The organism is Pseudoalteromonas sp. NH0006-46, from assembly GCF_057547735.1.
Map to the genome: position 1 here is coordinate 743,297 of NZ_BAAJML010000001.1, position 23,457 is coordinate 766,753.

General features: G+C 40.3%; 19 protein-coding genes and 1 pseudogene. 8 read left to right on the forward strand and 12 right to left on the reverse strand.

All coding sequences use genetic code 11. The features are described from left to right. Positions 1 to 47: 47 nt before the first annotated feature. A complete protein-coding gene (gene ggt, locus AC27I2_RS03400; RefSeq protein WP_487203491.1) occupies positions 48 to 1,721 on the forward strand; it encodes a gamma-glutamyltransferase in 1,674 nt (557 codons plus the stop codon). 65 nt (positions 1,722 to 1,786) lie between these two features. Here the strand turns inward: ggt and AC27I2_RS03405 are convergent, their stop codons facing one another. Genes AC27I2_RS03405 through AC27I2_RS03440 form a run of 8 tightly spaced genes read right to left on the reverse strand, consistent with a single transcriptional unit; the run spans position 1,787 to position 10,048 of the window. Then, complete coding sequence (locus AC27I2_RS03405) at positions 1,787 to 2,539, reverse strand: DUF3379 family protein (RefSeq protein ID WP_487203492.1); 753 nt, start codon at positions 2,537 to 2,539, stop codon at positions 1,787 to 1,789. Next, positions 2,539 to 3,096, reverse strand: a complete 558-nt coding sequence (locus tag AC27I2_RS03410) for a sigma-70 family RNA polymerase sigma factor (RefSeq protein WP_021032391.1) — start codon at positions 3,094 to 3,096, stop codon at positions 2,539 to 2,541. The genes AC27I2_RS03405 and AC27I2_RS03410 overlap by 1 nt, the downstream gene beginning before the upstream one ends. Positions 3,097 to 3,155: 59 nt before the next feature. Further along, positions 3,156 to 4,823: a BatD family protein gene (locus AC27I2_RS03415; protein WP_487203493.1), complete on the reverse strand. Its 1,668-nt coding sequence runs from the start codon at positions 4,821 to 4,823 to the stop codon at positions 3,156 to 3,158. Then, positions 4,817 to 6,727, reverse strand: a complete 1,911-nt coding sequence (locus AC27I2_RS03420; RefSeq protein WP_487203494.1) for a VWA domain-containing protein — start codon at positions 6,725 to 6,727, stop codon at positions 4,817 to 4,819. Before AC27I2_RS03420 ends, AC27I2_RS03415 begins: the two co-directional genes overlap by 7 nt. Beyond that, positions 6,727 to 7,713 (reverse strand): vWA domain-containing protein, encoded by a 987-nt coding sequence (locus AC27I2_RS03425; RefSeq protein WP_058403429.1) that lies wholly within the window; start codon positions 7,711 to 7,713, stop codon positions 6,727 to 6,729. Before AC27I2_RS03425 ends, AC27I2_RS03420 begins: the two co-directional genes overlap by 1 nt. Continuing rightward, positions 7,706 to 8,140 (reverse strand): DUF4381 domain-containing protein, encoded by a 435-nt coding sequence (locus AC27I2_RS03430; RefSeq protein WP_138528654.1) that lies wholly within the window; start codon positions 8,138 to 8,140, stop codon positions 7,706 to 7,708. Before AC27I2_RS03430 ends, AC27I2_RS03425 begins: the two co-directional genes overlap by 8 nt. Before the next feature lie 3 nt (positions 8,141 to 8,143). After that, complete coding sequence (locus tag AC27I2_RS03435) at positions 8,144 to 9,088, reverse strand: DUF58 domain-containing protein (protein WP_058552026.1); 945 nt, start codon at positions 9,086 to 9,088, stop codon at positions 8,144 to 8,146. A gap of 3 nt (positions 9,089 to 9,091) precedes the next feature. Next, positions 9,092 to 10,048: an AAA family ATPase gene (locus AC27I2_RS03440; RefSeq protein ID WP_487203495.1), complete on the reverse strand. Its 957-nt coding sequence runs from the start codon at positions 10,046 to 10,048 to the stop codon at positions 9,092 to 9,094. A 306-nt stretch (positions 10,049 to 10,354) separates the two neighbouring features. On the opposite strand from AC27I2_RS03440, the gene fadI reads away from it, so the two are divergent. Together fadI and fadJ are read left to right on the forward strand one after the other, a co-directional pair. Continuing rightward, on the forward strand, positions 10,355 to 11,665 hold the full coding sequence (fadI, locus tag AC27I2_RS03445; RefSeq protein ID WP_487203496.1) for an acetyl-CoA C-acyltransferase FadI: 1,311 nt from the start codon (positions 10,355 to 10,357) through the stop codon (positions 11,663 to 11,665). Further along, the gene (fadJ, locus tag AC27I2_RS03450) at positions 11,665 to 13,884 is read left to right on the forward strand and encodes a fatty acid oxidation complex subunit alpha FadJ (RefSeq protein ID WP_487203497.1); all 2,220 of its coding nucleotides are present in this window, start codon (positions 11,665 to 11,667) and stop codon (positions 13,882 to 13,884) included. Before fadI ends, fadJ begins: the two co-directional genes overlap by 1 nt. Positions 13,885 to 13,967: 83 nt before the next feature. On the opposite strand, the gene AC27I2_RS03455 is transcribed toward fadJ, so the two are convergent. Then, a complete protein-coding gene (locus tag AC27I2_RS03455; RefSeq protein WP_487203498.1) occupies positions 13,968 to 14,363 on the reverse strand; it encodes an MmcQ/YjbR family DNA-binding protein in 396 nt (131 codons plus the stop codon). A gap of 193 nt (positions 14,364 to 14,556) precedes the next feature. Here AC27I2_RS03455 and efpL point away from each other — a divergent pair, with 193 nt between their 5' ends. Both efpL and AC27I2_RS03465 read left to right on the forward strand, forming a co-directional pair. Next, complete coding sequence (gene efpL / locus AC27I2_RS03460) at positions 14,557 to 15,129, forward strand: elongation factor P-like protein EfpL (RefSeq protein WP_487203499.1); 573 nt, start codon at positions 14,557 to 14,559, stop codon at positions 15,127 to 15,129. A 375-nt stretch (positions 15,130 to 15,504) separates the two neighbouring features. Beyond that, the gene (locus AC27I2_RS03465) at positions 15,505 to 15,699 is read left to right on the forward strand and encodes a hypothetical protein (RefSeq protein WP_487203605.1); all 195 of its coding nucleotides are present in this window, start codon (positions 15,505 to 15,507) and stop codon (positions 15,697 to 15,699) included. Here the strand turns inward: AC27I2_RS03465 and AC27I2_RS03470 are convergent. Beyond that, the gene (locus AC27I2_RS03470; RefSeq protein WP_058403420.1) at positions 15,696 to 17,954 is read right to left on the reverse strand and encodes a putative bifunctional diguanylate cyclase/phosphodiesterase; all 2,259 of its coding nucleotides are present in this window, start codon (positions 17,952 to 17,954) and stop codon (positions 15,696 to 15,698) included. The two genes, AC27I2_RS03465 and AC27I2_RS03470, sit on opposite strands and share 4 nt — an antisense overlap. A gap of 53 nt (positions 17,955 to 18,007) precedes the next feature. Then, positions 18,008 to 20,731 carry an insulinase family protein gene (locus AC27I2_RS03475; protein ID WP_058403419.1) on the reverse strand — a complete coding sequence of 908 codons (2,724 nt, stop codon included), beginning with the start codon at positions 20,729 to 20,731 and terminating at the stop codon, positions 18,008 to 18,010. 191 nt (positions 20,732 to 20,922) lie between these two features. Between AC27I2_RS03475 and sixA the strand changes: the two genes are divergently transcribed. From sixA to AC27I2_RS03490, 3 genes and pseudogenes are all read left to right on the forward strand, one after another. Continuing rightward, positions 20,923 to 21,393, forward strand: a complete 471-nt coding sequence (gene sixA, locus AC27I2_RS03480; protein ID WP_058403418.1) for a phosphohistidine phosphatase SixA — start codon at positions 20,923 to 20,925, stop codon at positions 21,391 to 21,393. A gap of 14 nt (positions 21,394 to 21,407) precedes the next feature. Beyond that, entirely contained in the window at positions 21,408 to 21,761 is a 354-nt protein-coding gene (locus AC27I2_RS03485) for a RidA family protein (protein WP_058403417.1), read from the forward strand. A 6-nt stretch (positions 21,762 to 21,767) separates the two neighbouring features. Next, positions 21,768 to 22,505 (forward strand): annotated as a pseudogene (locus tag AC27I2_RS03490) (SDR family oxidoreductase). A 1-nt stretch (position 22,506) separates the two neighbouring features. Here the strand turns inward: AC27I2_RS03490 and AC27I2_RS03495 are convergent. Further along, a complete protein-coding gene (locus AC27I2_RS03495; RefSeq protein WP_487203500.1) occupies positions 22,507 to 23,436 on the reverse strand; it encodes an AEC family transporter in 930 nt (309 codons plus the stop codon). Positions 23,437 to 23,457: the final 21 nt, after the last annotated feature.

A 23,457-nucleotide genomic window follows, 5' to 3' on the forward strand; every position in this document is an offset into this window, starting at 1 on the left:
AATTTTTCAATAACACCAATATTAAAACAATAATTTAAGGATGCTGTATGGGCTTATTTTTCTCGCCAAGCAAGTTAGTGATAACTAGCGTAGTTATGCTGCAATTTAGTGCATTTAATGTAGCGGCTAAGCAGGTTGTGCAAAGTGCTGTCGCTATGCCTGACTCGTTCAGTGCAGATGCGGCTAAAAACATATTAGAGCAAGGTGGTAACGCAGTAGATGCAGCTATAGCAGCACAATTTGTACTAGCTGTGACGCTTCCCGAAGCGGGTAACATTGGTGGTGGCGGTTTTATGCTCATCCAAAAAGATGGCAAAAGTGATTTTATTGATTACCGAGAAACTGCCCCAAGTGCTGCTCATCGTGATATGTATTTAGATGAACAAGGTAATGTGATCCCCAATAAATCAATTTATGGCATCCACGCAAGCGGTGTACCCGGGAGTGTTGCGGGTATGTGGTTAGCACATAAAAAACATGGCACGGTTGACTGGGAAACGCTAGTGCAACCCGCAGTTACTTTGGCTGAGAAGGGGTTTGTTGTGCCACCAAAGCTAGCGCAAGGAGCTAGTAATTATATCAGCTATTTAAACGAGCAAAAAATAAACGTTAACTTCGAAAAGTATTTTGCTGGTTTAAAAGCTAATGAAATATTTAAGCAACCCGACCTAGCAAAAACCTTAATGCGAATTCGTGATAATGGCCAAGCAGGATTTTATGAAGGCGAAACAGCTAATATTATTGAAAAGTTCATGCGCCAGCATGGGGGAATCATAACTAAGGCTGATTTAAAAAATTATACGGCTAAATCACGCACACCATTAAAAGCACGTTGGAACAGCTATGAAGTACTTACTTCGCCGCCGCCTAGTTCTGGTGGCATTGCAATTTTACAATGGCTTAAAATGTATGAGCTAAAAAAACCAGTTAACGACATAGCTCATAACTCAACACCCTACGTACATTTACTTTCTGAAATAGGTAAACGTGTGTTTGCCGACCGAGCGGAGTATTTAGGTGATCCTGACTTTTTTAATGTGCCGGTAAATGCATTAGTTGATGAACCGTATTTGCAAACACGTAGCAGCGGTATTTCGTTGGCAGCCATTACTACAACCGAAACAATAAAGCCTGGGTTAAAAGAAAGCGAACAAACCACACATTTTTCTATTATTGATAAAATGGGTAATGCTGTTGCAAATACTACGACCATAAACTTAGGGTTTGGCAGCGGTGTAGTGGTTGACGGCGCTGGCTTTATTTTAAATGATGAAATGGATGACTTTAGTGCTAAACCTGGTGTTATGAATGTGTTTGGTGCTATTGGCGGCAAAGCCAATGAAATACAGCCACACAAACGTATGCTTAGCTCTATGACGCCTACTATTTTATTAAAAGACAACACGGTACAAATGGTTACAGGCTCACCCGGAGGTACAACTATTATTAGCTCGGTTTATCAGTCAATTTTAAATGCTATTGAGTTTGATATGAGTGCAGAGCAAGTCGTTAATTCACCTCGCTTTCATCATCAGCTTTGGCCTAAAAACGTTGTACGTGCTCATGTAGGGTTGAATGATGAAGTAAAACTAGAACTTAAAAAAATGGGTTACACTATTGACGAGCGCCACTTTGGTGACTTGCATGTAATTATCAATAAAAACGGGCAATTAGACGCTGCGTCTGAAAGTTCAGGAAGAGGTAAATCAATCGTTTTTTAATAGATAAAAGGTAGATACAAAAAACCGCTTAGCATGGACTAAGCGGTTTTTTTATTTACTGGGGTTTAAAGCCAACGAATTGCGTTAGTTACTCGCTCGTTATAAGTATCAAGCGGTGCACCTACACTGGCTACTAAAATAGTATCGGCTTGGGTGCCGCGATTAATTTGCCCTTCAAATCGCTCGTCTTGAAAATGGTCGTTGCCCAAACCAAACGATTTATTTTCAGAAGGAACAATAAATACCGTCATTGGCCCAAAGTCCGATTCAAAAATTAAGTGTAAGCCTCTTTCACCTTTAAAATCACAAAACATAGCGTAAGTTATATCACCTGGTAGCTCGTCTATGTGGCCACCTAATATAGCCAGCTTATCATTCACACTTTGCAGGCTAATAGGAGATTTTTTATCAAGCGCATTTATTTCGTAGTAAACATGTGCGAGTGCATGTTCGCCTGCTTCGTGACCAATATGTTGCTCTGAGCTAAAAAAGAACGCACTTACAGCCACCATAAATGACGCGGCTAAAGCAAGGTGCACACGATCAAACTTAAACCGAGATTTGGCATCAACCACATTGGTACCAGCAGCTTGTTCTTCCTGCAACGCCTTTTCTTTTAACGAGGTATTTAAAATAATACGGTCGGCTAAATTATCAGGTACAGGTATATCGAGTGCATCTTGGATATGCTTATCAAAATCTTTCATTTCATTAATAAAATTCTGTCGTTCAGGATTGCTTTGGGCAAACTCCTGAAGTTCTTTGTCAATATCGTTTGGCTGCGCAATAGTGCGGCGACGAAACTCAAGTTCATCCATTACTTTGATGCCCCTTTAAGTTGTTCATCATCACGGCTTAAAGCCTCTTTAAGTTGGTTTCTGGCACGGTATAGACGCGTCATAACTGTGTTTTTGTTTAAATCGAGAATGTCGGCAATTTCCTCGCCAGTACACCCCATTACAACTTGTAGCAATAGTGGTTCTCTGTATTCATCAGATAATAATCCAATTTGTCGTTGAATAACGGTTTGCTCCATTTCATCATCAAGCGAATGGCTGGTTTCATCAACCAACGTGTCGTTTTCTACATCGCTGTAGTCAAACTGTTTGCGTTCAAATCGGCGCGCATTCTCTCGTCGCAAAATAGTAAGTAACCATGGTTTTGCGGCTTTTTGATCAAGTAATGAGTCAAGTGAGCGCCAAGCACGCAAGAATGTCTCTTGTACTAAATCATCTGCTATGTGCGGGTCACGGCATAACCAATAAGCAAAGCGATAAAGCTCCTTATTGTAAACGTGGACCAAGGCTTCATAACGTTTTTGTTTCTCTGCCATATCGATTAAGACCTGATTGTTTGACTTTTTATTTCCCAACATAAGCACTTTTTACTACTTTATTTTTATTTAATTAAAAAAGATTCATCTTTAACTTCACTTTAGTTATAAAGGTCTTTTAATACAGTTGGTTGTAATTTTAATGACTGAGTTTGCTCGCTCTCTAGTATTTTTATAATAGCACCAAGATCGCTATTTGTAGCCTTATTACCATACAGTTGTGCTTGTAATTGAATAATTGCATTGTTTAGCTGCGGGTTATTTATACTTTGGCATAACTTATCAATTGCCCCTGTCTCTTCGTGTGTGACTTGCATTGCATAATGAGTAAGCTCGTTATAAAACGCTTTAATATCACCAGTTTTATGTACTTTTATCAATTTTTTTAAGCTGGGTTGATTAAGTGAAGTAGGTGAAGGCTGCACATTTTCAACTGTATTAATATTAGAACGGTTAAACCAATAAAACATTACAGTAATGATCCATAAAACATAACCCAGTATTGCAACACCAATAAACCACAACGGAGATTGGTTTATAACCGTTGCTGTTTGTGCCAAAGGTTTACCAGCACTATTACTTTCGGTATTAGCTTCATCCAAAGGTAAGTCGTTCATATTTTGTGGTGTATTAATTGGTGTGTTAACACTGCTGCTACTTGGAATAACAGTAATTGTTCGCTCTGCAATGGTCGCATAACTAATACGGTTTATTTTTGTATTAAACCACGGCAATTTTATTTCGGGTAATGTATATGTTCCAGGTTTTTGTGGAAGTAATGCGTAAGATGTCGTTTGTTGCGATACTACACGCCCATTACGAACAGCGTTGTTGTTTTCTTTTTGATCCGGGTAACTACGAATTCCCTCGATGGTAGGCATTGTTATATCAGGAAGTTGCTCTTTAGTTACCCCTAAAGCCGTGAGTGTAATAGTGCGTGTTATGGGAGTGCCTACTTCTACGGTGCTATCGTTAGGTTGCCATTCTTCATCTAGGTTCACCAGTTCGCTGGGTAGCCAATCCCCTTTGTAGTCGCTTGGAATAGGTTTAATTTCTATTTCTAGATCGTCGCCAAGAGCAGATACTTCTAACTGACGATAATTTTGTTGAACTCGGCCCTGAAATACCGGAGCTGCAATAGTATAAGCACCACTTTTTTGGGGCTGAATTAAATACTCTCGGGTAATAACCAGGTATCGTTTTCCGTCGACTAATTCATAACTCTCTGTTTGTTTACCTAATTGGGTTAGCTGTGCATCTTCCATGCTGGGTGTACTTAAACTGCCATCAAGTAGCTCTTTAGCTAAGTACAGTTTTAACGTGTAAACGCCTGCTTCTTGGACGTATAGCGAGCTGCTAGAAAGTGATGTTTTTACAAAAATATCGTTATTTTTGTCTGCGTTTACAGCCCGTTTGGCGACAGTTAAATCAATGGGTTCAGAGCTAAGCCCAGCAACACTAAACGAGGGGATTGTATACTGCCCCTCAGTGCGGGTCATTAACTTAACGCTCCAAGTGGTTTGTTTATTAATGCTGCCGTTTATGATGTTTGTGCGGGTACTTAAACTTGTGGGGCCGACTACAAAGTCTTTTAACAATACAGATGTATCGGGTTGTTCACCATGAACGGTATCGTTTACTGAAATGTTAAGCATAAAAAACTCACCCGCTAATACTGGGTTTTTATCTACGCTTGCTTCGAGTTTTGTCGCTGCGAATGACGGCATCGCGCATAGTAGCAATAAACAGCAAAATAATCGCATTACCATGATTTTTCTACTCCTGTAGGGCGGCGTTGATATTGTCTTTTTTGGGCTTCGAGTTGCATTTTATTCCGTAATAAAATGGCCGGATCGTCCGGTACTTTTCTGAGTAATTGATTAAGCTGCTGCGCTTTTTCTTTTTCTTCGTTTGTCAGTTCACTTGCTTGGGCTTGCATAGCCTGTTGTTGCGCTTTTTGCTTTTGCTCATCGCTGACTGGTTGCTCGCTCATTGCCTGCGGTTTTGGCTGGTCAGACTGTTCAGCATTATTACTTTCGCTTTGCTTATTTTGTGGCTGTGCTTGCATATCAGGTTTATTTTGCTCTTGAGATTGCTCACCTGTTTGACCTTGCTGATCTTCAGAGGGCTCTGACTCCTGCTCAGATTTTTCGTTTGCATCGCTTTGGCTTTGTTTGTCACCTTTTTGAGAGTTGTTTTGGTCGTTATTTTGTTGCTCTTGCTCTTGCTCAGATTGATCGCTATTTGGTTGTTGGTTTTGATCGCCTTTTTGCTGATTTTCTTGGTCTTGGGATTCATCACCACTTTGTTCCTGTTGATTCTGTTGTTTTTGTTGATTTAACAACTGCTCAACTAAGGCCTGATTATCTGCGGCTTGGCTAAAATCACTTCGTAGCGTTTGAGCTTGTTTATAGGCGTTTATGGCTTCTTCTAGTTGGCCAGCTTTGGCAAGTGCATTGCCGTAGTTGTAATAACCTGTGGCTGACTTATCCTGGCTAAATGCATCCAGTGCAGCATCAAAGTTGCCTTGCTTGTATAACGCTGCGCCTTTTAATTGGTTTGATTGCGCATTAGCGGCTTTGTCGTATTCTTCATTGTTGTATGCGGTGAGTGCACGTTGGTCTGTATTTTTTAATATCGTAGGGAGCTCAAATGCATAAGCGTTTTGCTGCGGTAAAAAGGCAAGCAATAAAACTCCCCCTAAAAAGGCAGAGCGCCTAAATAAATACAAACCAAATGGTAATAAAAGTAAAAGCCCGTAAATACCCGCATCAATACGCCATAGCGCATGGCTTTGCGTCTCATCTTTAATTAATTCACTGTTAGCCATTGGCGAAAACGTATTTATGTCGCTATTACTTGGTTGATAGCGCGCAAATTTACCACCGCTGCGGGTGGCCAAACTTTTCAGTTGTGAAATATTCATAGTCGGGATGACAATTTGACCGTATCTATCTTTTAAAAAACCGCCTTCAGGTAATTTAATAGGTGCACCTTGCTCAGAACCTACCCCATAAATATTGAGTCTAAACGTTGTGTTACTTATAAAGCGTGTGACATCCGTTTGTTCTTCTTGCTCTATGCCGTCGGTTATTAAAATAATATCGCCATCAATATATCCTGCTTGAGTTAATAGCTCTTTTGCCATATCAAGGCCTGCTAGTACGTTAGAGCCTTTGTCGGGCATTATATCAGGGCTCAGGCTGGGTATTAAATTACTGAGTGTTGTGGCGTCGTTGGTTAGCGGCGATATAGTATAGGCCGTGCCCGCATATGCGACTAAGGCGGTGTCGCCTTCTTTAAATAGCTCAATCATATCAAGAGATTTATAGCGTGCTTGTGTTAAACGGTTTGGCGAAATATCAGTGCTGTACATTGAATACGACATGTCAATTACAATGACACGTGCACTTTTACTTTGAAAAACAGGCACGTGTTTTTTTTCAAAGCTGGGGCCTGCACTAAATAAAACCCCTAAAGTGCAAAATACAGCTACAAGCCAAAGCGGTTGGCTGGTTTTGGTGTCCGTATCAGTCATAATAAATTGCGCTAAATGAGGGGCAATTAATTGCTCGCTTGTGGTTTTTTTGTGCTTAATTAACGCCACAAAAAACAGTCCAATTGCCGGTATAAGTAGCCATAAAACGGCAGGACGAATAAATTCAAAATCCATCAATTTGGCTCCTTTAATGCGCGCAGTGTATTTAGCATTACATTTAGACTAATTAAAAAAATAGCGATGAGTAATGGGTAATAAAATAATGAGCTTTGCGGGCGAAAGGTTTTTTCATCTGCACTAATGGGTTCAAGTTTATCAAGCTCAGCGTAAATCTGTTTGAGTCCCGCAACATCTTTTGCTCTAAAATAAAGCCCCCCGGTATCGTCGGCGATATTTTTTAGAAGGCGTTCATCCAAATTACTCCCGCCTGAGCCGCCCATATTAAATAGGCTAAATCCACGTGGGTTATCAGAGCCAACACCTATGGTATACACTTTAATACCTTCTTCGCGCGCTAGAAGTAGAGCGTCGTCAGGATTTAGGTTACCTGCAGTATTTTGCCCGTCGGTTAATAGCACGACGATTCGGTTGCTGTCTTCTTTACTTGCAAAACGTTTAACCGATAAACCAAGTGCATCGCCAATAGCTGTAGCGCGGCCCACTAGCCCTATTTGTGCTTCGTTAAGCATTTTGGTTACCGTTTTTAAATCGCGTGTCAGAGGGGTTTGTAAAAAAGCGGTATCGCCAAATAAAATAAGTCCGAGCCTATCGCCAGTCCGCTGTTCTATAAAATCGCTCAGTACGGCTTTTACCATGGTTAAGCGATCAACGTATTGACCATTGTAAGCCATATCTTGTTCGGTCATTGATCCAGATAAATCCACCGCAAGCATGATATCTCGCCCTTCATTTGGTAATAAAATTGGCTCATCTAGCCATGTTGGGTTTGCTGCTGCGCTGACAAGTAATAGCCAAAGTAGCCATTCAAATATAGATAAACGGCGTGATTGAGGTGCTGAATTTGGGTTATTTAAGGCATGCTTAGCAAAGCCCGGAATACGCAGGCGCGTATTGCTATTGCTTGCTATGGGTTTTAGTAATAAAAGCAACAAAGGTAATGGAATTAATAAAAATAGCCACGGCCAACTAAATTCAAACATGTAGTGGTTCCTTTACTTTAAAGCATTTGATTGCTTGGCTAAATTTTTTACTTAATGCTAAATCGCTGTTATCACTGCTGTATAGGCTTAAAATTTCTTGCTCGGTAAAAGTCAGCCCACTGAGTGTGTTTAGCGTTTCACACCATTGCTTTGTAGGCTGCGCGGCAAGGTGTTTACCGTAATATTCAATTACTAGGCGCTTTAAAATAATATGTAACTGCTGAGGGCTCTGCTCATTTTGACTCAATAAAACGGCATAGCGTTTTGCTTTTTTATATTGATACGCTTTATAAATTGCATAAACAGCACTCAATACCGCAATAAAAAGTAGAGCAATGATCACCCACCATGTTGGGGCAAGTGGCCACCAGTCAACGTGGTTTGGTGCTATTACATCGTGCAGGCCATCAAGAGGATTGGTTTGCATGGTTTATTTTCTCACTAGCTGCAGCTCAAGTGGGTCGGCTGCATTGAATGATATTAAATTAAGACCCGATTTAGTTAAGCGAGTAAGGCGTGTATTAAATGCATCTTCTGCATTTTTGGCAAACTGTGCCCTAAATGTATTATCCATGAGCGGTAAGGCAAAGTTTTGTCCGTTCGCATTAACCGTTACTGTGTTTTTAAAAGCGGGTAATTGATGTTCAAATGGGTCGCTAATATGGCACCCTATGAGCTCACAATGACGGCTAAGTATTTCAAGCTGTTTAAAGCTTGCGTCATCTAAGGCGCTAAAGTCAGAGACTAAATAAACTAAACTCCCAGGCTTTGCTAAATGATTAAGGCGCTTTAGGTTATCACTAAAGTTATTGCTGGCTTTAGCATCAATATTTGTAAGGGCTTGCTGATGATTTGCACATAGGTTGTGGCAAAGCTTTAATACTGCTTTTTCTCGCGCACTCGGCTTAAGTTCTAGGTGTGCATGCTGATTGAATACAATACCGCCAATTCTGTCGCCACGCTGGCACGCAGACCAAGCAACTAATGCACTAATGTGCGCAGCTTGTACTGACTTAAGCAGTAGCTTTGAGCCAAATAGCATAGAGTTTGAAAAATCGGTAAATACAAAAACTGGGCGTTCTTTTTCTTCTTGAAAAAGTTTTGTATGGGTTTCGCCTGTACGGGCTGTAACTCGCCAGTCAATTGAGCGTATATCGTCACCTTGCTGGTAATGACGTACTTCGGCAAACTCCATACCACGGCCTTTGTGCGGTGCAAGGTATTGCCCCGCTAAAGTATTTTTAATCTTTACCTTAGGGGCAAGCTCAAGCAGTTGCGCTTTGGCTTTGTAATACATCAGCTCTTTTAGTGCTAAATTAACACCATGGCTATGGCTTTGTTTAAGCCATGCCTGAGGGTCTAATTGTTTTTGCATAAATTACGGTACAGCTACCAATTCAACAATTCGGCTAATGACCTGATCTTTAGTAATGCCATCGGCCTGTGCCTCGTAACTCAAAATAATACGGTGACGTAATACATTATGAACAACGGCTTGTATGTCATCAGGGGCTACAAAGTCACGGCCCTGTAACCACGCATGAGCACGTGCACATTTATCTAGCGCAATAGTTGCACGAGGGCTTGCGCCAAATTCAATCCAGCGGCCCAATTGCACATCTAGTTTAGCGCCTTCTCGCGTTGCAATAATAAGTTGAACTAAATACTGCTCAAGTGGCTCGGCTAAGTACAAACCTAAAATTGCTTGGCGGGCAGCAAATAATTCGCTTTGGCTAATTTTTTGTAAAACAGCTTGCTGCTCTTTTAATGCTTCGCCTCGCGTTAGGCGTAAAATGTCAAGCTCGTGCTCGGCGCCCGGATAACCAATACTCAAATGTAATAAAAAGCGGTCAAGCTGTGCTTCAGGTAGCGGGTAGGTGCCTTCTTGCTCTAGCGGGTTTTGAGTTGCCATAACCATAAATAGGTCGCTAAGTGGGTACGTATTTTTACCTACCGTAACTTGACGTTCAGCCATGGCTTCAAGTAAAGCTGACTGTACTTTTGCTGGGGCGCGGTTAATTTCATCAGCCAAAATAAGGTTATGAAAAAGTGGGCCTTTTTCAAATACAAACTCGCTTGTTTGTTGGCGGTAGATATCAGTACCTGTAACATCCGCAGGTAATAAATCGGGTGTAAACTGTACACGTTGGAACGAACCTTCAATACCTTTTGCAAGCGCATTTACGGCGCGTGTTTTTGCAAGCCCTGGAGGGCCTTCAACTAATAAATGGCCGTCAGCTAAAATAGCAATAAGTAGTGCTTGAGTAAGCTCTGGCTGGCCAATGATTTGTGTATCTAAGTACGTTTTTAATTGTGAAAATGCGTTAGCTGCCATAATAAGTGGACTGTCCTCGTCAGCTGGGTTAGTACCTAAATGGGTTAGGTTGCAAATACTGACCTATTTATAAGGTTTATAATTAGGTAACTCAAGAGTTAGACTGTATTTTTTAAAATAGTTCGTTATTTTTTAACGGTTTTTAGCGTACCACAAATCTTTGTAAATGCGTTTAAAAAAGCCTATTGTGTGATATGTAAACATGACTACTTTGTATAAATTTCAGTTTATCTATTGGCTTTAGCACACGGGTTGTTTAGAATCGAGGAAAACAAACAGGTCAGACCTGTCAGCGGGAGAGCATAAATGTCTGAGCAAAACATACTAAAAACACCAAAGGGTGATCGTATTGCCATAGTAAGTGGCCTTCGTACACCGTTTGCAAAACAAGCAACAGCATTCCACCACGTACCAGCACTTGATATGGGTAAATTAGTGGTTAACGAAATGCTTGAGCGATTAAATTTCGACAAATCAGAAATCGATCAACTTGTATTTGGTCAAGTAGTACAAATGCCAGAAGCGCCGAATATTGCGCGTGAAATTGTACTGGGTACAGGCATGCCAGTTGGTGTTGATGCTTATTCAGTGTCACGTGCATGTGCTACCAGCTTTCAGGCAATTGCTAACGTAGCTGAGTCTATTATGGCGGGCTCAGTAAGTGTAGGTATTGCCGGTGGTGCAGATTCATCGTCTGTATTACCTATTGGCGTAAGTAAAAAATTGGCAGGTAGTTTAGTTGATTTAAACAAGGCGCGTACTTTAGGCCAACGCTTACAAATTTTTTCAAAGCTACGTTTAAAAGACTTAATGCCAGTACCGCCTGCAGTTGCAGAGTATTCAACCGGTCTTTCAATGGGTCAAACGGCTGAGCAAATGGCTAAAACACATAATATTAGCCGTGAAGATCAAGATGCATTAGCACATCGTTCACACACGCTTGCAACGCAAGCCTGGGCTGATGGCAAGCTTAAAGATGAAGTAATGACGGCTCATTTACCACCGTATAAAAGCTTTATTGAAGAAGATAACAATATTCGTAAAAACTCTACTGTTGAAGGTTACGCAAAGCTAAAACCTGTATTTGACCGTCAACATGGCTCGGTTACAGCTGCTAATGCAACACCGCTAACAGATGGTGCAGCTGCGGTATTAATGATGAACGAAAGTAAAGCGCGCGCGCTTGGTTACGAAATTTTAGGTTACGTTCGCAGCTTTGCGTTTTCTGCTATTGGTGTAGAGCAAGACATGCTAATGGGTCCTGCGCATTCAACGCCTATCGCACTAGACAGAGCCGGTATTACGCTTGCTGATTTAGATTTAATTGAAATGCATGAAGCATTTGCATCGCAAGCCCTTGCGAACATGAAAATGTTTGCCTCAGACAAGTTTGCGCAAGAAAAACTAGGTCGTAACAAAGCAATTGGCGAAATTAACATGGATAAGTTTAACGTGAATGGTGGCTCACTGGCATATGGTCATCCATTTGCAGCAACAGGTGCTCGCTTAATCACACAAAGCTTAAACGAGCTTAAACGTCGTGGTGGCGGTTTAGCATTAACAACAGCGTGTGCTGCTGGTGGTTTAGGTGCAGCCTTTGTATTGGAGAGCGCGTAATGACAGATTCAGTTTTTAATTTAGCGGTAGACGAAAACAAAATTGCCGTTGTAACTATCGATGTGCCGGGTGAAAAAATGAACACCCTGCGCGACTCGTTTGCAGACGATTTAAAAGCGTTATTAGCACAAGCACAAGAGCATGCTGTTAAAGGCATGGTTTTTATTAGCGGCAAGAGTGATAACTTTATTGCAGGCGCTGACGTGAAAATGCTTGATAGCGTAGAAAAACGTGAAGATGCGCTTGCCATTAGTGAGCTGTGTCATCAAGCTTTTTTTGATATGAAAAAACTACCTTATACCACGGTAAGTGCCATTCATGGTGCGGCGCTTGGTGGTGGTTTAGAGTTTGCATTAGCGTGTGATTACCGTGTTGGTACAGATAGCGATTTGACGAAAATTGGCTTGCCTGAAGTTCAACTAGGTTTATTACCTGGTGGCGGTGGTACGCAGCGTTTAACAAAAATCGTGGGCATTCAAAAAGCACTTGAGTGGATGCTAACCGGTAAGCAAATACGTCCTAAGCAGGCTAAAAAAGCAGGCGTGTTGGATGAGTGTGTACCGCATAGCGTACTTTTAAAAGTGGCAAAAGAATTTGCCGGCAAGAAAAAGCCACAAGCTAAAGAGCCAAAGCTCGATAAAGTAAGCAAGTTATTAGAGTCAAATCCATTTGGCCGTAACTTTATCTTTAAAAAAGCGAAAGAAAACGTCTTGAAAAAGACGGGCGGGCACTATCCAGCGCCATTAGCTATTATTAAAGCGGTACGTGCAAGCGTAGAACTTGATGAGCTAAAAGCTTACAAAACAGAAGCTGAGGGTTTTGCAACACTTGTAATGAGTGAGCAATCTAAAGCGCTTCGTGGCTTATTTTTTGCTACCACTGAAATGAAAAAAGAGTGGCGCAACGACGATGCACCCGCAATTACCAAAACGGCAGTATTAGGTGGTGGCTTGATGGGCGCGGGTATTGCCCACGTCAGTGCTGTAAAAGCGAAACTGCCTGTTCGTATTAAAGATGTAGCAGAGCAAGGCATTAGCAATGCAATGAACTACACCTACAAAATTCTTGATAAGCGCCTTAAGCGCCGCATTATGTCTAAAGCAGATATGCAGTTAACAATGAACCGTATTACCGGTACAACTGACTACAGTGGCTTTAAACACATTGATTTAGTTATTGAAGCGGTATTTGAAGACTTAGCGTTAAAGCAAGGTATGGTTGCTGATGTGGAACAGCAATGCCAAGAGAATACAATTTTTGCAAGTAATACGTCATCGTTGCCTATTTCACAGATTGCGGCAAACGCTGCACGTCCTGAAAACGTTATTGGCCTGCATTACTTTTCACCAGTAGAAAAAATGCCACTGGTTGAAATTATTCCGCATGAAGGAACGTCTCAAGAGACAATTGCACGTGTTGTTAATTTTGCGCGTAAGCAGGGTAAAACCCCCATTGTTGTTAAAGACATGGCGGGTTTTTACGTAAATCGTATACTTGCACCTTACTTAAATGAAGCAGCTAACTTAATGCTTGCAGGTGAGCCAATTGAAAAAATTGATGCAGCCCTTGTAGAGTTTGGTTTCCCGGTAGGACCGCTTGCGTTACTTGATGAAGTAGGTATTGATATTGGCTCTAAGATTGCGCCAATTCTTGAAAAAGAATTAGGTGAACGCTTTAAAGGACCTAATGCCTTTTCACGTATGATTGATTCAAAACGCCTTGGTCGTAAAACGGGTCGTGGTTTTTATGATTACGAGAAAAAAGGCAAAAAGGTTGATGAGTCAGTATACGAGCTACTAGATGTAACACCTAATTCACGTTTAAACAAAAGTGAAATTGCACAGCGTTGTGTAGCGCAAATGCTAAATGAAGCTGCACGTTGTTTAGACGAGGGCATTATTGCAAGCCCACGTGATGGTGACATTGGTGCTATTTTTGGTATTGGGTTCCCACCATTCCTCGGTGGTCCATTTAGCTACATGGACAAACTCGGTGCGAGTAAAGTAAGTTCGGATATGTCTACGCTTGCCAATAGCAACGCTATATTTACACCGTGTGAGTCGCTAGTATCAATGGCTGAGTCAGGTGAAACGTTTTATGGCCAAAAGCCAACACAAAACGAAACCGTTGCTGAAGTAGTAAAGCTAGAAACATTAGAGCCAGAAGCAGACGATGTATCTGAAGAGCAATCAGACGTTGCTAAAGATGATACTAAATAACGTTTAACACGTATTAAAAAACCGCATTTATATGCGGTTTTTTTGTGCCATACATAGGCTAAATAATAGACTTATAAGCGAATTTAATTCGCATTTAAATGTTGCTCTATCATGTTACGGTCTTTTTCAGGCATGTTTTCCACAACTAAATTAAACGAGTTATCAATCATGCGTTCAATTTCACCTTGGGGAATTGACCCGTCTAAAATAACCGTATTCCATAAACGTTTATTCATGTGGTAACCAGGTATAACCGCGGGGAAAATATCGCGTAATGAAAGTGCTTCATCAGGATCGCACTTTAAATTTAGCCACCAAATTACTTCACCGTTTTCGTTTGTTTCACCATCGTTACCAACAGCAAGGGTGGCGAACATTTTATGATTCACTTTATAGACATCAACCTTTTGAGCAAATGGCTTTGTAACCAACACAAGCGGCTTTTTGATTAAATACTCATGTACTTTTATTTGATCCATGATCCATTCCTTGAAGTCATACTAGGTAGATATACCATAGCAGTTTTTTAATGATTTGATTATATGTATTTTAGTATAAATAGAGATTTTACAAGTCAATACAAGGTATAAGCCTATTTAGCTCACTTTATTGTTGAACAAAGTTGAGTTCGTGGTATGTTTCTGGCAATCAAAAAAATAATAGGATTTACACATGCCAAAGGCGAGTGATGTTAAAAAAGGCACAGCTATTGAATTTAATGGTCGTGTATTAGTAGTAAAAGATATTGTACGTTCTGTTCCTCAAGGCCGTGCTGGTGGAAGCTTATACCGCATGCGTTTATACGATGTAGTAACCGGCGGTAAAGTTGATGAAACGTTTAAAGACAGCGATATGCTAACGCTTGCTGATTTAATTCGTCGTGAAGCTATGCTGTCGTACATAGACGGTGATGAATACGTATTTATGGATAGCGAAGACTACACGCCGTATAACTTAAACAAAGACGCGATTAGTGAAGAAATTTTGTTTATTAATGAAGAAACCCAAGGTTTGCACGTTATTGTCATTGATGGAGCGCCTGTAGGGCTAGACCTACCTTCAAGCGTTGAACTTGTTGTTGAAGAAACCGATCCTTCTATTAAGGGCGCTTCAGCCAGTGCTCGTTCAAAACCAGCACGTATGTCTACAGGGCTGAATATATCTGTTCCTGAGCATATTTCAACGGGCGATCGCATTCGTATCAATACGGTTGAAAACAAGTTTATGGGGCGCGCTGAAAAGTAGCGCTTATCAAGTTATTAATTAAATTTGAAAGCTGCGCTCTCAATAGGGTCTGTTGATCTTTTAGGGGGGCTATTTACGCTTTGTTGCCTACATGGATGTAGGTAAGCGGCACGAGCAGGATGCGAAAGCTTCACTCAGTTTTTACTTATTCTTATATGGATGTAAGCCAGTAGAATAATGCAGTAGCCGTTATAGAGCCCACTAGGTTTCACACCTCGCGTCGCGATTAAATCCTCCAAGTTTTAACAAACTTCAATCCGCAAAGGTCAACAGCCACTAAAAACGCGGCTTTTTTGCTAAAGGTGTATTGCTTTAAATTTAATTGAAGAAACGTTAAACTGCGCGCCTTAATTCAATTGGCGAGGGTATGTGGTTTTGTGGTTGGCTTTACTCAGTAGTTTGTTTATTTCACTCATGTACTTAAACACTATAAAAAAAAGCATGCCTGTAAAGCGCTGGCTTGTACTCAGTGCGCTGCTTGGTCCACTGGCTTGGTGTTTGTTTAACGTGCACTACAGGCGAGCCTGGCTGCGTAACGTGGGTGTTAAAGCGTGCATATGGCGCCCTTAATTAAGAGACGCCACATTGCTTGCTTTAGATCTTATTAAGCTTGGTGTTGCTTTACTTTGTTGTTGTTTTAAAAACTCGGTGAATTCGTCTTTAGACAACGGTTTTGAGTAGTAATAGCCTTGCACCGTTTCGCAGTTAAGTGCTTTTAAAGTGTCTATTTGGTATGCTTGTTCAACACCTTCTGCAACCACATGCAGGTCTAGGTTTTGCGCTATTGTCACAATTGAATCGACCATATTGCGCCCGCGCTCATTTTTCATGTCATCAATAAACGCTTTATCTACTTTAAGTGTATTAAGCGGAAACTGCTTTAAATAAGCTAAAGAAGAGTACCCGGTACCAAAGTCATCCATGGCTAAATGTATACCTCGTGCGCTTAGTGAACGCATAATGTTAATGGCTTCATTTGGATCGTCCATTACTGTGCCTTCGGTAATTTCTAACTCTAAAAAGTACGATGGCAATGCATTTTTTTGCAAAATAATATCTATTCGCGACGTTAAATCGGGGAGGCTAAATTGTTTAGCAGACAAGTTAACAGCAACGCGCCCATTAAACAGCCCATCGTCCAGCCATTTTTTTACATCTCGACAGGCTTTGTTTAAAACAACTTCACCAATATCTATTATTTGACCTGTTTCTTCAGCAATAGGAATAAAAACACCTGGGCTTATAATGCCTTTTTTAGGTGTAATAAAGCGTACTAATGCTTCCATACCGGTTAGCTTACCGGTTCGTATATTCATTTTTGGTTGATAATAAACTTCAAAGTGGTCTTCTTTTAAACCAAAACGCATTAGGTTTTCTATTTGTAAACGTTTAACAGCTTGGCGGTTCATGGTGTCGTTGAAAAACAGGTAGCTATTACCTTTCTTTTTCGCGTGATACATAGCGGTATCGGCATTTTTAAGTAATACCTCAGGGGTGTTTCCATCTTCAGGGAATAGCACAATACCAACGCTTGAGGTAATGGCCAGCTCATGTCCTGCCATTTTAAATGGGGTCGAAATAGCGGCTAAAAACTGTTTTGCAGTGCGAGTTATGACATGAATGTCGTTTGTATTTGACATAACAAGCGCAAATTCATCGCCTCCTAAACGATAAAATACATCGTTTTCACGGGTGAGCTTATTTAATCGCATAGCGAGTTTGGCTAATAAGCTATCACCAAGTTGATGGCCTAATGAGTCATTTATTTTTTTAAAATTATCTAAATCAAAAACCAGTAATGCGTGATGGGCGTCTTGTTTTACTAGTTTATGTAAGTTAGTAAAAAATAAATTACGGTTTGGCAGGCTCGTGGTACGGTCGCGGTTTGATAAATTGTGTAATTGCGATTCTGCTTTTTTACGTTCTGTTAAATCTGAATAAACAACCACATAGTTAGTTATCTGATTTTGCTCGTTTTTAATTTCATCAATCGATATTTCTATTGGCAGCAATACACGCTCATTATTGCGCAGTTTAATTTCTTGTTGAATATGCTCAGTTTGGCGCACTACATCGATAATGTTTTCAACGTAACTTGTATCGTATCCAGGCAAATTAAAACCTTTATTTAGGTATTGTTCGCGCATACCCCCAAATAACGTTAAAAAACTGGGATTTATATCGACTAATTTAAAGTTTTTATCGTAAATTGCTAGCGCATCTGTAAACGATTCAACACATTTTGCAAACAAATTTAATCGTTCTTCGGTTGATTTTAACTGTGAGATGTCGCGTACTGTTCCTGTCATTCTTAGTGGGGCTAGGTTTGCATCTTTTTCGATAACCTTGCCGCGGTCCAGTACCCAATGCCATTTACCAAAAGTATCTTTAATTCTGTATGTTGCTTCAAAGAACACGCTTTGCTCGGCAAAATGTTTTTTTAGTAGGTGCTCAACATGTGGAATATCTTGCGGGTGTATAAGGCCTTTATTTGGTGGGAAACCCATAATAGTGGGGGAGTTCATCATATATTTATCGTTAATACGAATAACTTCACCCGTTTTTATGTTCCAATCCCACAGGGTATCACCACTGCCTTCTACAGTACTTTTTAAGCGCTTTTCAGACAATCGAAGCTGGCGGCGAGAACGCCTCAGTTTGTATATCACAAATAACAGGTACGGAAGAACGAGCGCTATAATAGCGCTTGAGAAAAAGAGTATGGTATCTGAATTGTATTTAAATGAAGACTCAAAGGCGAAAAGATCAAATGAGTAAGCAAGTAATACAACTGACAAGCTTAGTTTTATTGTTTTTATTATCATTTTTTATTACTTCTAATTTACAAATGATAATTTAAAACAAGCTAAACCCAGAGTCAAAGAGAATGCGAGTAAACGGGTGTTTTTTGAGGTTTATTAACTTTAGCGTTACTTAATAGCTCATATCTTGGTCTATCTTCAGTAAAAAGTACCAGCGCATAATCTTTAATTTCTTGTAAAGTCAGCATATTTAATGCCGATAGTAATCGTTTTTGCATATCAAAATTATGATCCCTATTACCTATGGCAAGCCACAATCGTTGTGAACGCAAACGTAAGTTTTTATCTTTTTCTGCAATGTGCGTCTTTAAACCATGCTTTTGTTGCTGCCAGCTTTGCTCGTCTAATCCACCAATATTACTCAAGTATTGATTTACAAAGTGACTATGGCGATGCAATAAAGTTTTTGCGTCAAATTTAGGGGACTGTATATAAAAGGCAATTCCTGCTCGGGTGTTAAAAGGTGCGTAACCCGCACCAACTAAATAGCCTAACTGCTGTGTTGTGCGTAATTCGTTAAAGTAGTCTTGGTTCATCAAATGGTTTAATGCCATCATTTTAACTTTTTCGTTTACGTCATCGGTTTGAGCCTGGTAATACACCACCATAGCGTGATCATTACACGGTAACTCAATTTCATAGCGTGTTGCTTTTTTAATTTCAAATAAAGGGCGCCTTAAATCGTCAATTGTTGCAGTGTGACGTAAGTGAACGGCCACCTTTTTTTGAAATTCAATAGCGTGGTTTTCTTGCCAGTTACCGTGTAGGAACGACTCAACATGTAATGCTTTAAAAAAGTCTTGTCTAAATTCATTAAATTGCTGAAAACTAGTTGTTTTTAAAGCTGCGGCAAGTTCGTTAGGCTGAGGATTCCAAGGCATTATTTTAGCACCTAAAATACTAAATAATTCGCTAACAGGCTTATTTTGATTGCTATTACGCCAGTGCCTTACTAATTGTTTTTTGTATTCAGCAAAGCGTCTGGCACATATATCTACATTGAATAACGCGTCGAGCAGCTCATCTACTAACTCCAGTTGGCTCGACGATAATCCAGCGGTGTGAAGTGTTAGCCCGCCTTGATGAGATGTTAAATGATAACTAAGCCCTGCAAGCTCAGCAGGGTAAAACTGCTCGCCAACACTGTCCATAAATAAATCGCTAAATAAGCGAGTTAAGGCCATGTGCTTTACGTCTTTCACAGCAAAGTGAGAGTCCATGGCTAAATAAAAGTGGCCTTTAGCTACTCTAAATGTGTTGTCTTGTTTAAACCAAAAATCAAAACCCGGTTTTTTAACTAAAAGAGTAGGTTGGTTTTGAGGCTTTTCTACATCAAAAAGCTCAACATTTTTAGTTAAGTATGGATTAGCCGTGGGTAACAGCATATTTTTTAGAGGTTTGTTAATGTCGCTAAGTGCGTCAAGCCAGCTAGGCGATACATTTTCTACTTTGTAAGGTGTGTTGTACCACGCTGTTTTATGTTCAGGCTCTACATCAGGATGTATAAGTACAATGCGCATATTGTTAGGTTTTAACCATTGCATCGCCATTTCGTGCGTTGCCTTTTTAAAGCCTTCCATTAGGTAGTCACCTTGCACATAATTAAATTCGTCGTAATGCTGCATATTTATGCTTAAACTACTTACCCAATCAATAAGGCGTGATTTTTCTTGGTTATCAAATGCTATTTGTAATAGGTTTTTTTTATCTTGGTACAGGCGTGGTAACTTTTCTGTGTTGTTATTTATTAAGCAAATGTACTCAAAGAGCATTTCGATAATGTCTTCAAAGTATTCAATGCCCTCATCGGTGAGAGCCATACTTATATTAAAATCTTTAAAGTTACTGCCGTTAATGCCACCACCCGCAGAAAGGGCGTTTATCCAACCTTGTTCTTTTAAAATAGAATAGAGCGAACCTTGCCCTTCATAGCCAAGTAAATGCGCGATAAAGCTCACTGTTTTGTGGCGGTAAAAGTCATCAATATTGGGCATTGCAAAACTTACTATTAGCTTTTGCATGTGCTTATGTGGCTCTATATGTAAAATTTTCCCTAGGTCTTGCTCTCTGTAAAGGGGTTCGTTGATCTCGGGTTTTACAGCCTTTTTATTGCCAATAATGTCGTTAAAGTATTTGTTTGCCCAGGTTTGAAGTGTGCCTAACTCTTCATTTGCACATATAACCAGTGTCATCCACTGGGCTTGATAGTGATCATTAAAAAAGTCGCGAAGTTCGTCGCTAATACAGCGTTCTCTGTCTGCTAATGTTTGCAGGTTACCAACAGAGAATTTAGCGAAAGGGTGCGCTGGGTTAACGGTTTCTTTATGGGCCTGATAAATACGGCGTGCATCGTCTTTAATTTTTAGTTTAAATTCAGCTTCTATGGCATTGCGTTCTTTTTCTGTTTCTGTGGCGCTTAACAAGGGGGCAATAAAAAAACGGCTAAATTGTAATAAAGCATGTTTAAATTCTTGATTGTTTATATCAAAAAAATAGCAACTGTGTTCTGTACCCGTCCATGCATTGGTATTACCGCCAGCTTGAGAAACAAAATTATTAAAACTGCCTGAGTCTGGAAATTGATCTGTGCCTAAAAAAAGCATGTGTTCTAAAAAGTGAGCAAGGCCTTGCCTGTCAGAGGGATCGTCAAAATGGCCCGCGTTTACAGCCATTGATGCTGCGGCCTTAGTCGAATCTTTATCTTGCACAAGCAGCACTTTTAGACCATTGTCCAGTGTAAGGGCGTGGTATGCTCTATTATCATTGCGGCTGATATTCAAATGATGCTCCTGAAACTAAATACTTACTAGATAACAATAGAGGATAACTTCAGGGTAGCGAGAATATGCTAAAAGATTTACCTGAATGTCTTGAAAGAACTATTTTTAGAAAAAATAACTTTATGTTGTTAATATAGCTGACAAGTGAGCAAACTGGCTACTGTTTATATTCTTAAATCGGTTGATTTTTTATGAAAACAATCTTAATAATGCGTCACGGCGAAGCGGCCCCTATGCAGGCTGACGATGCGGCAAGAAATTTAACCCAAGTGGGTCATTTAGAAGCAAAAAAAATGGGGCTATGGCTTGCCAAAAACTTTTCTCCAGACGCGCTGTTAGTTAGCCCTTACACACGCGCTCAGCAAACTGCAAATGGAGTGGCTGAAACTATAACGTTTAAATACAGTGAAACGTGTAACGATGTCATCCCAGAAGGCAAACCCCATGTTGCTGCCGATTACCTTGAAACATTAATACAAATGCACCCAGAGTGTAATTGCTGGTTAGTTGTGGCTCACATGCCAATAGTGAGTTATTTGGTTGATCAGCTTTGTCCTGGCAACATGCCAATATTTAACACGGGTGCTGTGGCTGTCATACATTACAATGATGATACTCACCGCAGCGAATATATAAGTATAAACGCCCCTGCTGATTTATAAATAATGAGAAAAATATGACGATTGAACGCCTTCAAACCGGTGCCCGAATGAGCCGTATAGTAAAACACAATGGCACTGTTTATTTGTGTGGGCAAGTATGTGCTGATGCTGAAAAAGACATAACAGAGCAAACGCAAACCATGCTTTATAAAGTAGAAGCGTTACTAGACGAAGCGGGTAGTTCAAAACAGCATATGTTAAGCGCAACAATTTATTTGAAAAGCATGCAGCACTTTGCACAAATGAATGCCGTATGGGATGCGTGGGTTCCGCAAGGACACGCACCAGCACGTGCATGTGTACAAGCTAAAATGGCACGCGATGCGCTATTGGTCGAAATTTCGGTTGTGGCAGCACTCAAGGACTAATTTTGTATGAACAAAGCGCGGGTGGTACTCATAACAGGTTCTAGCCGAGGGATTGGTGCTGCCACCGCTGTTTATTTTGCGCGCCATGGATATGATGTATGTATTAACTATAAGACTGATTTAGTTTAAGCAGAACAGGTTGCCGATAAAATAAGACGTTGTGGCGTAAGGGCCGAACTAGTAAAAGCCGATGTGTCTCAAGAGAGTGATGTTAGCGCTTTATTTTCACGTATAGATGAAGTATTTGGTCGGCTCGACGTGCTTGTAAATAATGCCGGTGTGCTTAAACCGCAAATGCCGCTGCTAAATATGGACGCTGAGCGAATTAACCAATTACTCACTACAAATATTACCAGTGCATTTATATGCAGCCGAAAAGCTATTAAGCGAATGTTATCCGGCAGTAGTATCGTCAATGTGTCCTCGGTAGCGGCTAAAACTGGGTCACCAAATGAATACATTGATTATGCAGCCACAAAAGGTGCGATTGATACGTTGACTATGGGTCTTGCTAAAGAGGTTGGTTGCAAAGGGATACGTGTTAATTGTGTTAGGCCTGGCCTTATTTATACTGATATGCACACAGATGGCGGAGAAGAGGGGCGAGTAGAGCGGCTTAAAAGTAATCTTCCTCTGCGTAGGGGTGGGCAACCTGAAGAAGTGGCTGCTGCAATCAATTTTTTAGCCTCAGACTCTGCCTCATTTACTACTGGCGCTTTTATTGATGTAGCTGGTGGCTTATAAATTAAAGTAAAACCGCCAACCAAAACGATAAACTAACTACACTTAAAATAGTTGATAGCACCACCGCTCCAGCAAGCGTCGCTTCATGCTGTTTAATTTGGCTTGCTATTAAATAAGCATTCACGCCAACAGGTGAGGCACTTAATAAAACAAGTACGGTAAGTATTTGAGGGTCGAGCTTAAACAAATACGACCCAATTATTAATACGCCTGCGGGGAGTATTATAATTTTTAGAATAGATGCAAGTAAGGCAGGTTGCCAGTTTGCTGCTATTTTATAAAACGCTAAGTTTGCACCCAATACAAATAGCGCACAGGCAATGGCGGGGGTCGCTAATAATGCCAAACTATCCGTTAAGTTTTTAAATAGTTCAACCCCAGATATATTAATAATTAAGCCACAACCAATACTCAAAACAATAGGGTTTAGCACCATGCTTTTACTAAATTGTAGCCACGAGAACGAACTGCTATTGCCTTTTGCCCCAATTAAATAGGTCAGTGCAAATAATAAAGTACTATGAAACGTGATGATCATAAAAGCAATTGCAATCATCTCTTTGCCCAAGGACGCAATTATAATTGGGATACCTACCAACACCATATTGGAATAACTAGCAGCAAGGCCAAATACGCCATGCTTTTGGTAGTTTTTTGGATGTTTTTTATTTAAATAATACCGATCAACTAAAATACCTAACCCAAAAACACACAGCACTGGAATATAAAAGCTTAAAAACGCAGAAAGACTAATGCTTTGTTTTAAGTCTATTTGCGACATATTCAATAACAAAAAAGCCGGTAAACTTATATAAAATGTGAATTTACTTAGGCCTGCAATGTGCTGTTTGTCAAAAAACGAGAGTCGGCAACAGCTATAACCCAATGCGACAATGAATATAAGTGGAAAAATAATAGAAACAATATGCACGTAATTACTTCCTAGTAATGT

What these genes read in the sequence shown, in the direction of transcription:
- ggt (WP_487203491.1), top strand. Translation starts at nt 48, where the DNA reads ATGGGCTTATTTTTCTCGCCAAGCAAGTTAGTGATAACTAGCGTAGTT.
- AC27I2_RS03405 (WP_487203492.1), bottom strand. Translation starts at nt 2,539, where the DNA reads ATGGATGAACTTGAGTTTCGTCGCCGCACTATTGCGCAGCCAAACGAT.
- AC27I2_RS03410 (WP_021032391.1), bottom strand. Translation starts at nt 3,096, where the DNA reads ATGTTGGGAAATAAAAAGTCAAACAATCAGGTCTTAATCGATATGGCA.
- AC27I2_RS03415 (WP_487203493.1), bottom strand. Translation starts at nt 4,823, where the DNA reads ATGGTAATGCGATTATTTTGCTGTTTATTGCTACTATGCGCGATGCCG.
- AC27I2_RS03420 (WP_487203494.1), bottom strand. Translation starts at nt 6,727, where the DNA reads ATGGATTTTGAATTTATTCGTCCTGCCGTTTTATGGCTACTTATACCG.
- AC27I2_RS03425 (WP_058403429.1), bottom strand. Translation starts at nt 7,713, where the DNA reads ATGTTTGAATTTAGTTGGCCGTGGCTATTTTTATTAATTCCATTACCT.
- AC27I2_RS03430 (WP_138528654.1), bottom strand. Translation starts at nt 8,140, where the DNA reads ATGCAAACCAATCCTCTTGATGGCCTGCACGATGTAATAGCACCAAAC.
- AC27I2_RS03435 (WP_058552026.1), bottom strand. Translation starts at nt 9,088, where the DNA reads ATGCAAAAACAATTAGACCCTCAGGCATGGCTTAAACAAAGCCATAGC.
- AC27I2_RS03440 (WP_487203495.1), bottom strand. Translation starts at nt 10,048, where the DNA reads ATGGCAGCTAACGCATTTTCACAATTAAAAACGTACTTAGATACACAA.
- fadI (WP_487203496.1), top strand. Translation starts at nt 10,355, where the DNA reads ATGTCTGAGCAAAACATACTAAAAACACCAAAGGGTGATCGTATTGCC.
- fadJ (WP_487203497.1), top strand. Translation starts at nt 11,665, where the DNA reads ATGACAGATTCAGTTTTTAATTTAGCGGTAGACGAAAACAAAATTGCC.
- AC27I2_RS03455 (WP_487203498.1), bottom strand. Translation starts at nt 14,363, where the DNA reads ATGGATCAAATAAAAGTACATGAGTATTTAATCAAAAAGCCGCTTGTG.
- efpL (WP_487203499.1), top strand. Translation starts at nt 14,557, where the DNA reads ATGCCAAAGGCGAGTGATGTTAAAAAAGGCACAGCTATTGAATTTAAT.
- AC27I2_RS03470 (WP_058403420.1), bottom strand. Translation starts at nt 17,954, where the DNA reads ATGATAATAAAAACAATAAAACTAAGCTTGTCAGTTGTATTACTTGCT.
- sixA (WP_058403418.1), top strand. Translation starts at nt 20,923, where the DNA reads ATGAAAACAATCTTAATAATGCGTCACGGCGAAGCGGCCCCTATGCAG.
- AC27I2_RS03485 (WP_058403417.1), top strand. Translation starts at nt 21,408, where the DNA reads ATGACGATTGAACGCCTTCAAACCGGTGCCCGAATGAGCCGTATAGTA.